The sequence below is a fragment of the Enterobacter cloacae complex sp. SHL001 genome (assembly GCF_049236825.1).
Classification (GTDB): domain Bacteria; phylum Pseudomonadota; class Gammaproteobacteria; order Enterobacterales; family Enterobacteriaceae; genus Enterobacter; species Enterobacter hormaechei_C.
In genome coordinates this window covers 94,452-109,314 of record NZ_JBMKIP010000001.1, presented here as the reverse complement: position 1 = coordinate 109,314, position 14,863 = coordinate 94,452, and the positions used below count along the sequence as shown (strand labels likewise).

At 48.6% G+C, this 14,863-nt stretch carries 17 protein-coding genes and 2 pseudogenes; 11 read left to right on the top strand and 8 right to left on the bottom strand.

The window, feature by feature from the left end; translation table 11 throughout:
* Nucleotides 1-17 precede the first annotated feature (17 nt).
* From ACOTYH_RS00555 to ACOTYH_RS00515, 9 genes and pseudogenes are all read left to right on the top strand, one after another.
* The gene (locus ACOTYH_RS00555) at nucleotides 18-332 is read left to right on the top strand and encodes a hypothetical protein (RefSeq protein WP_017694302.1); all 315 of its coding nucleotides are present in this window, start codon (nucleotides 18-20) and stop codon (nucleotides 330-332) included.
* Nucleotides 333-1,004: a hypothetical protein gene (locus tag ACOTYH_RS00550; RefSeq protein ID WP_400212442.1), complete on the top strand. Its 672-nt coding sequence runs from the start codon at nucleotides 333-335 to the stop codon at nucleotides 1,002-1,004.
* A gap of 107 nt (nucleotides 1,005-1,111) precedes the next feature.
* Complete coding sequence (gene cor, locus ACOTYH_RS00545) at nucleotides 1,112-1,345, top strand: phage exclusion lipoprotein Cor (RefSeq protein ID WP_017694300.1); 234 nt, start codon at nucleotides 1,112-1,114, stop codon at nucleotides 1,343-1,345.
* A gap of 59 nt (nucleotides 1,346-1,404) precedes the next feature.
* A pseudogene (locus ACOTYH_RS00540) lies at nucleotides 1,405-2,718 on the top strand (phage tail protein).
* A gap of 199 nt (nucleotides 2,719-2,917) precedes the next feature.
* Nucleotides 2,918-3,190 carry a hypothetical protein gene (locus ACOTYH_RS00535; protein ID WP_421637485.1) on the top strand — a complete coding sequence of 91 codons (273 nt, stop codon included), beginning with the start codon at nucleotides 2,918-2,920 and terminating at the stop codon, nucleotides 3,188-3,190.
* A gap of 436 nt (nucleotides 3,191-3,626) precedes the next feature.
* Nucleotides 3,627-4,130, top strand: a pseudogene (locus ACOTYH_RS00530) (recombinase family protein).
* A 172-nt stretch (nucleotides 4,131-4,302) separates the two neighbouring features.
* Nucleotides 4,303-4,722, top strand: a complete 420-nt coding sequence (locus ACOTYH_RS00525) for a translesion error-prone DNA polymerase V autoproteolytic subunit (RefSeq protein ID WP_020884462.1) — start codon at nucleotides 4,303-4,305, stop codon at nucleotides 4,720-4,722.
* 2 nt (nucleotides 4,723-4,724) lie between these two features.
* A complete protein-coding gene (locus ACOTYH_RS00520; protein WP_421637484.1) occupies nucleotides 4,725-5,993 on the top strand; it encodes a Y-family DNA polymerase in 1,269 nt (422 codons plus the stop codon).
* Between the two features lie 154 nt (nucleotides 5,994-6,147).
* Complete coding sequence (locus tag ACOTYH_RS00515) at nucleotides 6,148-6,660, top strand: hypothetical protein (RefSeq protein ID WP_421637483.1); 513 nt, start codon at nucleotides 6,148-6,150, stop codon at nucleotides 6,658-6,660.
* Between the two features lie 123 nt (nucleotides 6,661-6,783).
* Here ACOTYH_RS00515 and ACOTYH_RS00510 read toward each other — a convergent pair whose 3' ends face one another.
* Both ACOTYH_RS00510 and ACOTYH_RS00505 read right to left on the bottom strand, forming a co-directional pair.
* Nucleotides 6,784-7,455, bottom strand: a complete 672-nt coding sequence (locus ACOTYH_RS00510) for an SOS response-associated peptidase (protein WP_421637482.1) — start codon at nucleotides 7,453-7,455, stop codon at nucleotides 6,784-6,786.
* Nucleotides 7,456-8,080: 625 nt separating this feature from the next.
* Nucleotides 8,081-8,308 (bottom strand): hypothetical protein, encoded by a 228-nt coding sequence (locus ACOTYH_RS00505; protein ID WP_017384578.1) that lies wholly within the window; start codon nucleotides 8,306-8,308, stop codon nucleotides 8,081-8,083.
* Nucleotides 8,309-8,426: 118 nt separating this feature from the next.
* Here ACOTYH_RS00505 and ACOTYH_RS00500 point away from each other — a divergent pair, with 118 nt between their 5' ends.
* Nucleotides 8,427-8,624, top strand: a complete 198-nt coding sequence (locus ACOTYH_RS00500) for a YnfU family zinc-binding protein (RefSeq protein ID WP_306414190.1) — start codon at nucleotides 8,427-8,429, stop codon at nucleotides 8,622-8,624.
* 161 nt (nucleotides 8,625-8,785) lie between these two features.
* Here ACOTYH_RS00500 and ACOTYH_RS00495 read toward each other — a convergent pair whose 3' ends face one another.
* From ACOTYH_RS00495 to rstA, 3 genes are all read right to left on the bottom strand, one after another.
* Nucleotides 8,786-9,004 carry a cold shock domain-containing protein gene (locus tag ACOTYH_RS00495; protein ID WP_077580105.1) on the bottom strand — a complete coding sequence of 73 codons (219 nt, stop codon included), beginning with the start codon at nucleotides 9,002-9,004 and terminating at the stop codon, nucleotides 8,786-8,788.
* Nucleotides 9,005-9,391: 387 nt separating this feature from the next.
* A complete protein-coding gene (gene iraM / locus ACOTYH_RS00490) occupies nucleotides 9,392-9,763 on the bottom strand; it encodes an anti-adapter protein IraM (protein WP_023296508.1) in 372 nt (123 codons plus the stop codon).
* Nucleotides 9,764-10,200: 437 nt separating this feature from the next.
* The gene (rstA, locus tag ACOTYH_RS00485; RefSeq protein WP_015570649.1) at nucleotides 10,201-10,917 is read right to left on the bottom strand and encodes a two-component system response regulator RstA; all 717 of its coding nucleotides are present in this window, start codon (nucleotides 10,915-10,917) and stop codon (nucleotides 10,201-10,203) included.
* A gap of 127 nt (nucleotides 10,918-11,044) precedes the next feature.
* Between rstA and ACOTYH_RS00480 the strand changes: the two genes are divergently transcribed.
* Nucleotides 11,045-11,380: a GlpM family protein gene (locus ACOTYH_RS00480; protein ID WP_015570648.1), complete on the top strand. Its 336-nt coding sequence runs from the start codon at nucleotides 11,045-11,047 to the stop codon at nucleotides 11,378-11,380.
* Here the strand turns inward: ACOTYH_RS00480 and folM are convergent.
* The 3 genes from folM to ydgH form a co-directional block, all read right to left on the bottom strand.
* The gene (gene folM, locus ACOTYH_RS00475; RefSeq protein WP_003857550.1) at nucleotides 11,377-12,099 is read right to left on the bottom strand and encodes a dihydromonapterin reductase; all 723 of its coding nucleotides are present in this window, start codon (nucleotides 12,097-12,099) and stop codon (nucleotides 11,377-11,379) included. The genes ACOTYH_RS00480 and folM overlap by 4 nt on opposite strands.
* Before the next feature lie 39 nt (nucleotides 12,100-12,138).
* Nucleotides 12,139-13,521 carry an amino acid permease gene (locus tag ACOTYH_RS00470; protein WP_003857548.1) on the bottom strand — a complete coding sequence of 461 codons (1,383 nt, stop codon included), beginning with the start codon at nucleotides 13,519-13,521 and terminating at the stop codon, nucleotides 12,139-12,141.
* A gap of 185 nt (nucleotides 13,522-13,706) precedes the next feature.
* On the bottom strand, nucleotides 13,707-14,651 hold the full coding sequence (gene ydgH, locus ACOTYH_RS00465) for a DUF1471 family protein YdgH (protein ID WP_000769339.1): 945 nt from the start codon (nucleotides 14,649-14,651) through the stop codon (nucleotides 13,707-13,709).
* Nucleotides 14,652-14,863 lie beyond the last annotated feature (212 nt).

Sequence of the window (14,863 nt, the reverse complement as noted above, 5' to 3'; positions counted from 1 at the left end):
TTTTTCAGGAGAACTGGATGGCGGAATATGGTGTTCAGACATGGGACGCATCAGGCAAGGTAAACAACTATGGCGTTAAGCCTGTCAGCGTTTGTGGCTATCTCCAGCTGGCCCAGAACCAGAAAACAGGCTCTTACACCGTAGCGCTTCCACCGGGTTGCAGGCTGACCTATTTTCAGAGCATGAACGGCGATCAGTTTGGTACGAGTCGGAGGAAGATCACCATTTCGGGGGGAACAGCAACAGTGTCAGCAGTAGGCGATACCGACTACTCAGCAGGGACTGAGCCTGCGGCAGCGGCTTATCTCATTTTCCAGATCGAGAGGGCATAAATGGCGGAGTATGGCGTTTTACTGACGACCACGAGCGGGGAAGTATGGGTGACCGCTAACAGCTCGCCAATCGCTCTTCAGGCGCGAAAGACAGCGGCACTTCAGGGAACATCGGGGTACAATACCAAAGTGACGCACACATTCCCCGCAGGTCAGCCTGTTGTCGCCTTCGTTCATTGCACGGTTGAGGTCGAAATAACTCAGACGATAAGCGGGAACACCATCACGATTGATTTTCTCAGACCGAATGCAACCGGCACAGCGTACGTTTATTTTTTCTCTATTTTCCCGCAGACAAAGCCAGACTACGGGCTGGCTGTGTGGGATGCATCAGGGACGCTGATTTTAACAAACGAAACGCGCACGCTGAGCGATGTTGTCACCCTCGGTACCGCCGGGGTGGATGCCAGCTCAGGATACAACATCAATACAACTCTGGCGGGGAAGTGGGCCTGCATGCCTGCCATGCTGGGACTAATTACCGGGGTTGTATCGGCTGGCGGTCAACCGCAGCCCTACTCGGCCATATACAAGAGCATGGCAAAACTTGAGGGAAGCAATACGCGGATATTCGCCAGGCCGCAGACAACCCCCGGCGGTAACCTTCAGAACGTTACGTATTCGAATCTGAGGAACGTGATTATGGCCATCAACTGCGCCAACTATGATTGATCGTTTTGAACGATCAATTTCGAATAATTGATCTACCAAATCAATTATATCCCATTGATTCATATTGTTATTGTGTAGCTTCATGAATGCCCTGGGATATAACCACTATGAAAAATATGATTCTTTGCCTGGCGGTAGCGGTATTGCTCTCCGGTTGCGCTGGCGTTATTGAGAAGCAGCAACCCGTATGCACCGGAACAGCCCTGGTCGGCGGGCAGGAAAGCAGCGTCCAGATTTACGGAGTCCGTAAACAAAACAATCAGACGCAGTACCGCGCCGGTTATCCCTTTAACTGGACCTGGGTAAGCGCCAACACGTTCACCAGCACCACCTGCCAATAACTCATTCTGTCTCAAAACAAACCTCGCTCCGGCGGGGTTTTTTATTGCCTGGAGAAAATATGCTTTATAACACTGGCACCATCGCCATTAACGGAAATACAGCCACCGGCACCGGCACGAACTGGACGGCACCGGCCAGCCAGATTCGGGTTGGCCAGACGTTATTTGTTCTTTCTAACCCGGTACAGATGTTTCAGATCACGGCCATCAACAGCGCGACGTCAATGACGGTTACGCCAGCTGCTTCCCCGGCGCTGAGCGGCCAGAAGTATGGAATCCTTGTGTCAGACATTATCTCGGTTGATGGGCTGGCACAGGCCATGTCTCAGCTCATTAAAGAGTACGACGAGAACATCGGCGCGTGGGAGACGTTCGCCACCACCTCAGCAAACCAGAACATCACCGTCACCATCAACGGCACTCATGTAACCATTCCGGCGATCGGTAAGCTGGCGTAGAAGGGGAGTAATGGAGCTATCCCGATTGGGCAGGGCGGGACTGGGGCAACAACGGCAGAAGGCAGTCGCACAAACCTCGGTTTGGGAACAGCGGCTACATCTAATATATTGACCGGTGTTATAGACCAAACCGCCGGTGCGCTTGTAAGGAACAGGGATTACGGAATTGGAGGTAATGCTGGGGCCGGGGAAGGTGTGCCTATTGGCAGCTTTGGCAATAATGCAAACTACATGGCACTTAATGGTTGGTATGGCGGTGCCGGAGTAAATGCCGTTAATCACTTTGATAATTTTTCCCCGCTTTTTACCATGTGCCGCTTCGCAGGAGGTTACATCGGGCAAATTCAAATTACTGCAGGCGGTCGGATGGGCGTTCGTGGAGGTTCTGGCGCCACTGTGTCAAATCAGGGAACCTGGACTGACTGGGCAGAGGTATACACAACAAGGAACACTACAAAGGCCAGCGATGGCACCCTTAAGGCTGCATCGCCGGTGGTAAAGATATTTTCTGACGGGAGATATGAAACAAACGACGAATCAGAAGGCGTTAAGGTTACCAGGATTGCGTCGGGGGAATATCTAGTAGAAGGATGCGAAGGTCTGAATTCTGACGCCGCCTGGAGTGGTATTGACGGCGGTTTTGACATCCCCACGGACCGCAACAAGCAGCCTCTGATCTGGCTTGATTATGAGGTTCATGCTGACGGTTCGGTACTGGTGAAAACTTTTCACCGCACACATCCAGAAGCTCCAGCGTTCGCCAGGAACGAACTGAAGGGTATTAGCAATGGCGATCCTGTCGATATTCCCCGCGACCAGTTTGTCTCCGTTCGTGTCGAGATGCCTGCCGATTCTTTATACAAATCCAAAACACGTATCGTAGAACAAGAAATGCATGCTGGAAGGAATGAATAAAGGTAAACTTAGTAAAACCAGCGTTGGTATGTTACCAACTACCTTTCCTACTGCCCGTATAGTAGGAATGACAGTATACTGATATCAAGGAACAAGGGTTTTTACACACTTGGATTTATTGATAGTTAGTGCTTAACCATATATATAGGTCTGTAATCATAATTTTTTGTATTGCTACATACATAGGAGAGCAAGAAAGATGACGACTCAAAAAGGAATTTATATAGAATTTCCGGATGGGAGTTACAATGTAACATCAAGAAACAACAAAGGTCATGCTTTTAAAATGGATGCATCTGCACTTTATCTGACTTGGCAAAAGTCAGATAGTAGAGTTTTCATTAATTATGCAGGGGCGCAAGCTGCGGAAAGTTATTCTAAACTTGAAGTTCCTTTAGATGCCGATTATCTAAAAGAAATGGCTAAAAAGATTAGATCTTTGGCAAGGAAACTTGAAAATGACGAGTTGTAAATAAAATGGTTGTGCGGAATAAATGGAGAAGATATTCCTAAATATCTGAAATATACAATTTGAAAAAAGAGTTTAATGAGATTGGGAACCGATAGGTTCCCACTTGTTATTGAATGTGTGAAGTATATAAAATTGATGCGGGCTTTTTTAACTGTCTATGATGGTTATTGCTTGTAATATACTGGATGGATTAAATGTTGTGATGCGAGTTTTAAAGGTGTCGTATTTTTTCAACTGCTATTTTAAATATTCTTGCCTTTGGTTCAATGGCTGTCTCTTGATTTTTTCAATGGCGCAATATCTTAAAATAATTTCGAGCCTGAAAGTTGATTAATTTTAAGCTGCCCTGAGTTATTATGTTTTTTTCAGAAGTTAACGCATGGTTAATACTGAAGTTAATTATGCAAAGATAACTAGAAATGAAAATTAGACTTTCTTGCAATATGTTATCGTACGCAAAGAATGTGAACGAACTTTTGAATAAAGAACGAGCGGGGCGATGGCGCATAGACTGCACTCAAAAAGCTGATGAAAATCCTCCGTGAAAAGATGCGTTAGTTGTGTGGGAATATGGTTTGGAGGGTCGCAATAGCGGAAATTAGGACACATGGTGGGCGAACTCCGGCAGCGCGGCATTCACTTCAAAAGCTACACTGCCTTTATCGATACTTTATGTCCAATGGGGCGTATCATATTCCACATCATGTCAGCCCTGGCCGAAATGGAGAGAGAGCTGATCGTTGAGCGCAGCTGGGCGGGGTTGGCGGCTGCTCGTGAGAAAGGACGAATAGGTGGAAGGCGTCCGAAACTTACCCTGGAACAATGGGCGCAGGCAGGTCGACTAATAGCGAACGGCGTAGACAGGAAGCAGGTAGCGACAATTTATGACGTGGCAGTATGTACACTTTATAAAAAATTCCCTGTTTCAAAACCGGCTTAAATTTGCTCACATAGAGTTACTGCCACAAAATTTACAAAACTCATAATTCGAAGCGACGTAGAAACTTAGAAACGAAACGGTGAAGCTTTAATCGGCCATGACAGATCCTGTGTCTTGCGTGCATACCCAAATGAAACTACTGTATATAAAAACAGTATTTGAGGTGTGCATTATGGAGTTTATCAGGCCTACAGAACTGCGAGAAATTATTGCTCTCCCGCTTTTCAGTGACTTAGTACAGTGTGGTTTCCCAAGCCCAGCCGCTGATTACGTTGAACAGCGCATCGATCTCAATGAGTTACTTGTCGCTCACCCGAGTTCAACGTATTTCGTCAAAGCCGCGGGTGATTCTATGATCGAAGCCGGGATCAGCGACGGTGATCTGCTGGTGGTCGACAGCTCGCGCACTGCTGAGCACGGTGACATTGTTATCGCCGCTGTGGAAGGGGAGTTCACTGTTAAACGTCTGCAACTGCGCCCGACCGTACAACTCAATCCTATGAACAGCGCCTACAGTCCAATTGTTGTTGGCAGTGAAGACACACTGGACGTGTTTGGCGTTGTTACTTTCATCGTTAAATCTGCGAGCTGAATATGTTTGCCCTCTGTGATGTGAATTCGTTCTACGCATCATGCGAGACTGTATTCAGGCCGGACCTGAGAGGGCGGCCGGTTGTCGTTCTCTCAAATAACGATGGCTGTGTAATCGCACGCAGCGCCGAGGCCAAGGCGGCTGGAATTACCATGGGCGAGCCGTTCTTTAAGCAAAAGGATCTATTCAGGCGCGCTGGCGTTGTTTGCTTCAGCAGCAACTATGAGCTCTATGCTGACATGTCTAACCGGGTAATGACGACGCTTGAGGAAATGAGCCCCCGCGTTGAAATTTACAGTATCGACGAAGCTTTTTGCGACCTGACAGGTGTTCGCAACTGCCGGGACCTGACGGAGTTCGGCAAAGAGATCCGCGCTACGGTTCTTAAGCGTACGCACCTGACTGTCGGGGTTGGGATCGCGCAAACGAAAACCCTTGCTAAGTTGGCCAACCATGCTGCCAAGAAATGGCAGAGGCAGACGGGCGGAGTTGTTGATTTGTCCAATATCGATCGCCAGCGTCGGCTGTTGGCTATCATGCCTGTAGAGGACGTATGGGGCGTCGGAAGGCGCATCAGCAAAAAGCTGAACGCAATGGGCATTAAAACTGCCCTCGACCTTTCGGAGCAGAGCACGTGGATAATCAGAAAGCACTTTAACGTTGTACTCGAGCGGACTGTCCGGGAACTGCGCGGCGAGCCTTGTCTCGATCTTGAAGAGTTTGCGCCGGCAAAGCAGGAAATCGTCTGCAGTCGCTCATTCGGCGAACGCGTTACCGAGTACGAACAGATGCGTCAGGCTATCTGCAGTTATGCGGCAAGAGGTGCTGAAAAGCTTCGGGGCGAGCATCAGTACTGCCGCTTTATTTCTGCATTCGTGAAAACCTCTCCCTTTGCGATTAACGAGCCGTATTACGGTAACAGTGCTTCAATGAAGCTTCTCACCCCTACACAGGATTCCCGCGACATCATCAACGCCGCGGTAAAGTGCCTGGACAAAATCTGGAAGGATGGCCACCGGTACCAGAAAGCAGGAATAATGCTGGGTGACTTCTTCAGCCAAGGTGTGGCTCAGTTGAACCTTTTCGATGAGAACGCACCGCGGGCAGGTAGCGAAAGGTTGATGGAGGTGCTCGATCATTTGAACGCGAAAGACGGGAAAGGAACGCTTTACTTTGCCGGGCAGGGCATTCAGCAACAGTGGCAGATGAAGCGAGAAATGCTGTCGCCTCGATATACGACGAGATATTCAGATCTGCTTAGAGTCCGATAAATTTTCCTGGTGTCTTGGTCCGCTCTGTTCGAAAAGCAGACGTGAGTAGTTTCAACCAATGTTTTGACACCATGTCTGAGATACTTATTGATATTGCTTAATTAATCAAAAGTATAGTATTGTATTGCTTTAGTTTATTTTGCATGCCAAAGAAATGAAAACAGAAAAGAAAACACTAATACTCTCCGTAACAATCCTTGCCACAGGCGTAACACTTGTAGTTTGGAGTTACATTCATAAACTATCACTCTCTTCGATATTAAAAAATCCCTCTGATTTTGGAGTCTTGGGTGATTACGTTGGTGGGACTTTAAATCCATTAATATCGTTGGTAACTCTTTTCTACTTGATAAGAACTTATTTATCTCAGAAGGAAGAACTTTCCGAAAGTGGGGCGGTCGCACAAAAAACAGCAAAAATACAATTAATGAATACCTTAATATCAGCATCTTATGAGAAGATTGCTTTATATCGAGGTGAAATGGAGGGAGTAACTCAAGCAATGAACAGTCCACGAGGAGGGCGTTCATTTACAGCCATGGATGGAAATGTTCATGTTACCGATACTGAACAAAAAAAATACAGGCTATTGATGGCTGATAAAATAAAACCAGAACTGGAAAGAATAGATAAATATTTAAGCGAAATCGAAAATATCTCAAATTGAGCTATACATTTCGAAACTGCTAATAATATAAAATCGTTCTTCCATCCTTGAACAAGAAAAGACATTAATAATTCAATATGTGTTTATTGCTCATTTCGGATGTGTTGGGTCTCTTATGTTCATTTATTGGATTGAATCGATTAACTCCGGACCCTGGTTTTTTACATTACCCACGGCGCGCGTAACGGCGTGCCAGATAAACTTGTCGGCGACCACTGTGCCGTCGGCAACTATCACTTCAGCTTCTTTCCCGCCTATATCCTGTCGCAACCATTCCCGAGCCGCTTCTGGTGACAGCACCAATGGCCGGCGGTCGTGAATGTCGACCAGTCCTTTGTCAGCTGCAGACGTTACTATCAGAAAGCCTTCTGCATCATCGCCGCGCTCGAATGGCGTACTGCCAATCGCCGCCATGAAAATGGGCTGGCCATCTTCCCGGTGAATGAAGTAGGGCTGTTTCTTGTCGCCTTCCTTTTTCCATTCGAACCATCCATCGGCGAAGCAGATCGCACGACCATGCTGCCAGAGGGGTTTAAACATCCTGCTGGTTGCCGCGGTTTCGACACGCGCATTAATCAGTGGCGGTTTATCCCACCACCCGGGCGCGTAACCCCAGAAAACAGGATCGAGGTGCAACTGCTCGTCTCGTTCGCTCAACAGCAGGACTTTTGTACCGGGCGCGACGTTGTACCGGCCAATAGGTTCCGGGTCATAGGCAATGTCACGATCGGCTTCCTCGGCCAGGTAAGCCAGATATTCTTCACGGGTTTGGGCTTGTGCAAAACGTCCACACATAGAAACCTCCAGTCAGTCAGACTGAAAGTATAAGGCAGGGAGAAAAAGTAGCGCGCTGGTTAAGTCTTACAAACGGATTTGGGGCGATTATGCTGATGAGGATGGAGTGCGTAAAGTGGTGTGTTACGAAACTGGAAGGAGCTACGCAAAAGAGGGGGATCTTGGGGGCAAATTTGGGGGCATTTTGAAAGAAGGGACACCAATAGGGGCACAAAAAAGACCGTACACGTCCGTAGATGTCCGTTAAACGTTTCGAGCTAACCCACTGATATATTGTAAAATATATAGATTTCAATGAGTTGCAATTTTTCTGCACACTAAAACTGCACAAACAGCTTTTTCATTGGATAGCACCGCTAAATCAATCAATTAAGAACCCGGCTTTACTTCGTCAGCCCTGCGTGGACATCCATATCACCACAGGAGCGAAGAAGGTTGATGATACACTTTCTTCGGAAACAGAGGGAGCAAAGTGAGCAGCACGATTATGCGGAATAGTTAAATTTAAAGGGCAATGTCGTAAAAAAGCCTGCATTTTGCAGGCATTAATAATGATGGATTGTAATTTTTCTCATTCTGAGTGAAATAAATGCTGTGTTGTTAACCGGACTAGTGACAGAAAATATTATAAATATTGTTTGGCAGCATCAGATATTTCCTGAGAGGTAAGTTCCCTGTCTGAAGCAACATAGATAGAATTATGATCTCCCGTCAACGACGGAAAGCTTGCAGTCATGATCTGAAGATTTATTTCTTCACCATCCGGATATGTCTGGCGTACAGACGTTATGCCCTTAAGCACGATAATGACTTTACTGGGGTTGGCATTAAAAAAAATGATCACCTTTTTCATATATCACTCTATATCTCTTTGTGATTGTGCAAGGTAAGAATGTTCCAGAAGCGTGGTTCCTTTCTATTTTTTGCTCTCTTTGGGAAATAAAAGCAAGCAATATCCTGCCTTAACGTGTATGGTGGCAATCCTTTTCATTCAGGAGCAGCCTATGTCGGGACGTAAAAACTCGCAACTTCGTCGCAATTATTTAGTCAAATGTTCATGTCCAAACTGCGCTAAAGAGTCAGAGCACAGTTTCACTCGCATACAAAAGGGGGCCCAGCTTGTCTGTCCCTACTGTAGCGCTTTGTTTAAATCCTCTCAGCGTCTCTGAAGAAATACTCATACAAGAAGTGGAAGAGACGATGTTTTTCGCGGCCGCCTGACCTCAATAACACTTTACTGATTTACAAGCAGTTAGCATCGGATTGTAGACTGCTTGTGCAGTCCACGAGCCAGAAGCAACATCATCGTCAACGCGGCTGTGTGCTGATATTATTTATCGCAAAGCGTTACATTCGCAGCAGCAGGGCCTTTATCGCCGCTTACGATGATAAATTCGACTTTCTGACCTTCAAAAAGTGTTTTGAAGTTCTCTCCCTGAAGGTCAGAGAAATGCACGAAAACATCTTTGCTGCCATCTACAGGGGAGATAAAACCAAAGCCTTTATCTTCCCTAAACCACTTAACCAGACCTAAAATTTTTGATGACATAAAGACTCCATTTGAACATTTCCGAAGTGATATAAAAGCTAATAAACATATAATGCTAAGGTGTGGACTCAAAAGGAGGGGATATCAGCGATAGCGCCTGGTTATGAGAATTGTCATGCAACTTGTCCAACTATTATTGGATCGGACTAACGAGACCATTAATGCACGGGCAGGGTTAATTAGCAATTTTTATTTTAGCCTTCCGGATGGCTTGCTTAAAATTGCACAATAAAAATTAATTTGGTACAAGAAGCCAGAGTTGCCAGGCGTGACTACAGCCCAAATGTCCCCACAGGAGCATTTGGGCTGTAGTCACGGAGATTTATCCGGACAAAGGCGGTGCAGCAGAAATATTAATTATCTTGATCTCAATATTTCCGATTTTCGCTAATGTCTGGATTTACCTGTGCTGACAATCAGTGGGTTGGTGGCAAACCCATGCGGGCATTTCCGCGCGTTGCAATGCACCGCGTAAGTGCATATCTCCTCGTGCTGGTTTCGATTGTATGGGCAGGCCATCTTGTTTTTAATTTCACTCCACAACATTTCGTTGTAAGGTGATATGTTGTATATCGATATAGGCTTGAAAACACCATTTATGAAGACGCCATTTTTTGTCGGATATATCCTGTCACCGGGGTACAAATAGACATCGCTTTCATACCAAATGATGAGTTTCAAGAACTTGAGTCCCAAGATGCTTGAATAAACGATTCCCGTGTTAGGACAAATTACCGAGCTAATGACTCTCCATGACATTGCTATACCTCTTTCATTAAATAATTGAGAGAGTATAAGGTTTAGCATGAGAATTAGATTTCTGCAAACACGTAAGCTATTGAAAAAGATCGATATTATTTATATGTTCGCCATTATCCCCTTTGTTTTCATAAGGATAAGATAATGATTAAGTCAATTGTAAAGATCATTTTTAGCCTAATGTGCATTTAAGTGACGGATTTTTGATCGATGATGGTGCCTGCTCTGCTGAATATATACTGTACTATAGCAATCAAATACATTAGCGCTACTTTTGTTTACGCGAAAAATGCACATCGAATAGAACTGGAGAGAGGAATCAGACCAGAGGATATGTCATAACTGACGATGCATATAATCGATAACTTTCGACGAATACCGATAACAATTCCGATGCATCGTCAGTTATTTTTTGAATATTCCAGTTGGCTCCTTTTTCAGGTTTCCCAGGCGTGCGGTGCAAACAGATAGCCCTTGTTGCGTACGGTTTTGATGCGGTAAGGTTCCGTGGCGTTATCCAACAGTTTTTTACGCAGTCGTGAAATCGCCACATCAACGCTACGATCCATTCCGTCGTAACTTACGCCGCGCAGATTTTTCAGCAATGCATCCCGGTCCATAATTTGTCCGGCATGGGTTGCCAGCTCCCACAGCAGGTCAAAATCTGCGGTTGAGAGCGCAATCAGCTCCCCGGAAAGCATAACCTGTCGGTTGACCGGGTCGATAGAAAGTGTGCCGAAACGCATCGCTTTATGCGGCGTTAAGGAGGGCGCAGGCGCTTCACGCTCAGCGCTGGCACGCTGACGCAGATGGAGGCGTAAACGGGCTAGCAGAACCGCCGGCGGCGTGGTTTTCAGGATGTAGTCGTTTGCGCCCATCTCAAGCGACAGAATATGATTCATATCGCTGTCGAGAGAGGTCAGCAGCACGATCGGGCCGTCCCATTTCGCGCGCAGATCCCGGCATAGCGTCATACCATCTTTCCCGGGCAGCATGATGTCCAGCAACACCAGATCCGGATTTTCGCGGTTGACGACGTCTTCAGCGCGATCGCCACGAGGCTCGACAACCACTTCCATATCATGTTTACCCAGATAAGCGGCGATTAATTGCCCCACCTCGGGTTCATCTTCAACATAAACAATCTTATTCATACAACGTCTGTCATCGCGAAAAACGTCAACATACACCGCGCAACCTTAACCTTCCATTAATCTTTCAAAATTAGCCGGAGTTCCGTTATCCTGCACGGGAATGTTATTTGATTGTTAAGGGAAAAGAATGGGGCTGGTGATAAAAGCCGCGCTGGGTGCGCTGGTCGTGCTGCTGATTGGGGTGCTGGCTAAAACGAAGAACTACTACATTGCCGGGCTGATCCCGCTGTTTCCCACCTTTGCGTTAATCGCGCACTATATTGTGGCCTCTGAGCGGGGTATTGAGGCGCTGCGCGCCACCATTGTGTTCGGGATGTGGTCGATCATCCCGTATTTTATTTACCTGCTGTCGCTGTGGTACTTCACCGGTTTTCTGCGTCTGCCCATGGCGCTGGGCGGGGCGGTGGTCTGCTGGAGCCTCAGCGCCTGGGTGCTCATCTTCTTCTGGAGCCGCTTTCACTAGCGCAGGGGGCGGCCACCGTCCACGGCAAACGTTCGGCCCGTGACGTAACAGCTGGTCAGCAGATAATCGATCAGGTCGATCACCTCTTTCTCGCCGGGCGCAATTTTCATTAACGACTTGTTGAGCGCCTGCTGACGATACTCGGCATCATCGCCTTCGTTAAATAAAATCATCGCCGGAGCAATCGCGTTGACCTTTACCTCGGGCGCCAGCTTGCGTGCGAAAGAGCGGGTCATATTATCCAGCGCGGCTTTGCTGGCCGCATAGGCGATGTGTTTGTCGCTTCCTCGCTCCACCACGTAATCGGTGAAATGGATAATGTCGCCTGCGGCATGGCCGTGTCCGCGCAGCAAATCCTGTAGGGCATGGTTGAGCAGATAAGGCGCATTAACGTGGATCTGCATCATGCAGGCGAGCGTTTCGCTGAGTGAATGTCCTGCTTTTTCGGGAAGCCAGGTACTGGCGTTGTGAATAACCGCCCGCAGTCCGTGGGTGGTCGACTTCACTTTGTCCGCGAAGGCGAGAATACCTTCATCTGTGGAGAAATCCGCCTGAATGCAGACTGCTCCGGCATTTCGTAGCCCTTCAATGGAGGGATATTCCGTGCGGTAACTGACGATAACCGGATGGCGAAGATTGAGAAAGTGATGGGCGAGGGCGAGGCCAATGCGACGGCCTGCGCCAGTGATCAATATTGGGCGTTGCTGCGTGTGTCCCATCGTAATCTCCTTTTCAGTTCAACAATGGGACAGGCGGCGCTATCCCATTAACATCCACGTTGCCGGTACGGCAGCGACTAACAGCAAACCTATCAATGCCATTTCGCGGCGCTTAAGGGCATTATCAAGCTGATGTGTACGGCGAGCGTAGATAAACACCAGCAGGCCCGGCGCGTAGAGCACCACGGACAGCAGCAGATGCATCGGTCCGGAAGCATACAACAACCATAGACCGTAAATACAGGCGCCGACGCCTACCGCATAGTGTGCCGGGCGGGTCGCAATTTTTAACAGATATGCGCCCACTAAGAAATAGGGTACCAGAATCATCTCGGAGGCGATGGTCAGCAGCGTGTTATAGTCCGATCCTGTGAGCCAGATCAGCACCAGACAGACCTGCACGCTGATGTTGGTGAGCCACAGAGAGGCCGATGGCGCACTGTTTTTGTTCTGACGGGCAAACAGGCGCGGGAACGCTTTGTGCGTGGCGGCCAGGAACGGGACTTCCGCTGCCATAATGGTCCAGCTCAGATAGGCGCCGCAAACGGAAACAATCAGACCCGCCGCGATAATCACGTCCCCCCAGGGACCCAACATTTTCACCATCAGCCCGGCCATGGACGGGTTACGCATTTCCGCAAGTTCAGGGCGAGCTACCACGCCGAGCGACAGCAGCGTCACCAGCAGATAAACGCCCAGCGCCGCCAGTACGGCCAGCAGCGTGGCGCGTCCCACATCGCGCTTGTTACGCGCGCGGGCAGAGACCACGACGGCACCTTCAACGCCGATGAACACCCACAGGGTGATCAGCATGGTATTTTTCACCTGTTCCCAAACGGGGACGCCCAGCGCAATGCCGCTGAAATCGAGCGTAAAGACATCGAGACGGAAGGCGAGGAAGGCCAGCACGACGAACAGGCCAAGCGGCACCAGCTTGGCCAGCGTCGCCACCAGGTTAATGCTGGCCGCGGTCTGGACGCCACGCAAAATCAGCCAGTGAACTATCCACAGCAGCACCGAGGCGCCGACGATGGACTGCCAGGTATTGCCGTCGCCAAACAGGCGCAGTTCGGGCGTGTCGGTAAAGAAGCTGAGCGCCGAGAAGACGATAACCAGATAGGAGACGTTGGCGATCACCGCGCACAGCCAGTAACCCCAGGCGGAGCAGAAGCCGATCAGCTCGCCGAAACCTTCCCGGGCGTAAGTGAATATTCCGCCGTCCAGATCCGGTCGGATACGGGTCAGCAGCAGCATGGCGAACGCCAGCAGCAAAATCCCGACACCGGTAATGCCCCAGCCAATCAGTAATGCGGCCGGGCTGGCGACGGCCGCCATGTTCTGCGGCAAACTGAATACGCCCGCGCCCAGCATTGAGCTCAATACAAGTGCAGTTAAAGCACTCAGGCCAAGTTTCTTTTCCATTGGCTTCCTGTTATGAAAAGTCCAAATCCAGAATAATTATTTCGCTAAGGCGCATAAAAATGGTGGATCACGCTAAGGCGCGGGATTTTACGGAGTGTGAAGGATGCATGCAATGACGTGTGGCAGAAATCAGAAAAAAAGTAACAAAAAAGGCGGCACTGCGCCGCCTTTATGAAACCGTTTTGTTACTTGTACAGATCGGCGCTGATGGTCAGGTTGTTACCACGTTCCTGCCACTGGCGGGTGATGTGGTAATACTTCGCGCCTTTCTTCGCAGCACGCTTCGCCACCTGATAGGAGATTTCCGTCATGTTGCCATAGTTGCCCGTAAACTTGATGCTGTCGAACGGCACCATCTGCGCGGCAGTGGCTTTGTTCAGCTCTTCAATTTTCGTGCCGTCTGGTAACGTAACGGTATAACGACCGCCTTTGGTGGATTGGGTTTCAAAGAAACGACCCACTTCAGCGCTTGGTGCCGCCGAGGTTGCAACGCCCGGAATTTCCACTTTCTTCGCTTCTTCACCGCCTTTCGCTAACGCGGCACGTCCCGCATCTGAATCCGCTGGAATGGCATCCGGGCTTTGTACTACGCGTTTTTTCGCATCTTGCTTATAGATGAAGGCGGTGATGCGCTGGTTTCCGCCTTGGTTGGCATCAACCTGACGCACGATATAGAACGCGTAAGCGCCTTTTTCTCTCGCGGCTTTGGTGATGGCATCGTTAACTTCAGGCTGGCTGCGGTAGAAGCCCTGAACGGTCACGGTGTCATACGGTTCCAGCTGAACAGCCTGATCTTTCGGCAGTTCAACAATGCCGTTAATCACGCGGTTTTTCTGTTCGTCTGCTTTTGGGGCGTTCTCTTTGTACAGCGCAATCGTCACGCGCTGGTTGCCGCTGTTGCCCTGATCGGACTGGTCAACAACGTAAAACGAGGCAGCGCCGTTTTTATCGGCGGCTTTTGATGCGGCGGCGACGGCATCGCCAATAGAGTTATAGCGACCCACAATGACCGTATGGTCAAAAGGTTTTAACGCTGCCGCTTGCTCCGGCGTCAACTCTGTCGCGGCATTCGCAGACAGGGCGGTCGCGGAAAGAAGTGCGGACGCCAGGAGTGTGTTCTTAAGCTTCATAAAAATAATCCTTCGCCTTGCGCAAACCATTTACTGGTGTTGTTGTTAATTTGAGACGGTCCCGATTATGGCATTTAACACCCGTCGCTGTCTGCGGCATTTTTCACAGCCTGTGCTCACCAAAGGACCTCATTCGATAACATTTTGTGATATGTGGAAAAAACAGGCGTTTCACAAGCAAAACTGATTAAGCATATGACTTTTACAAGTTA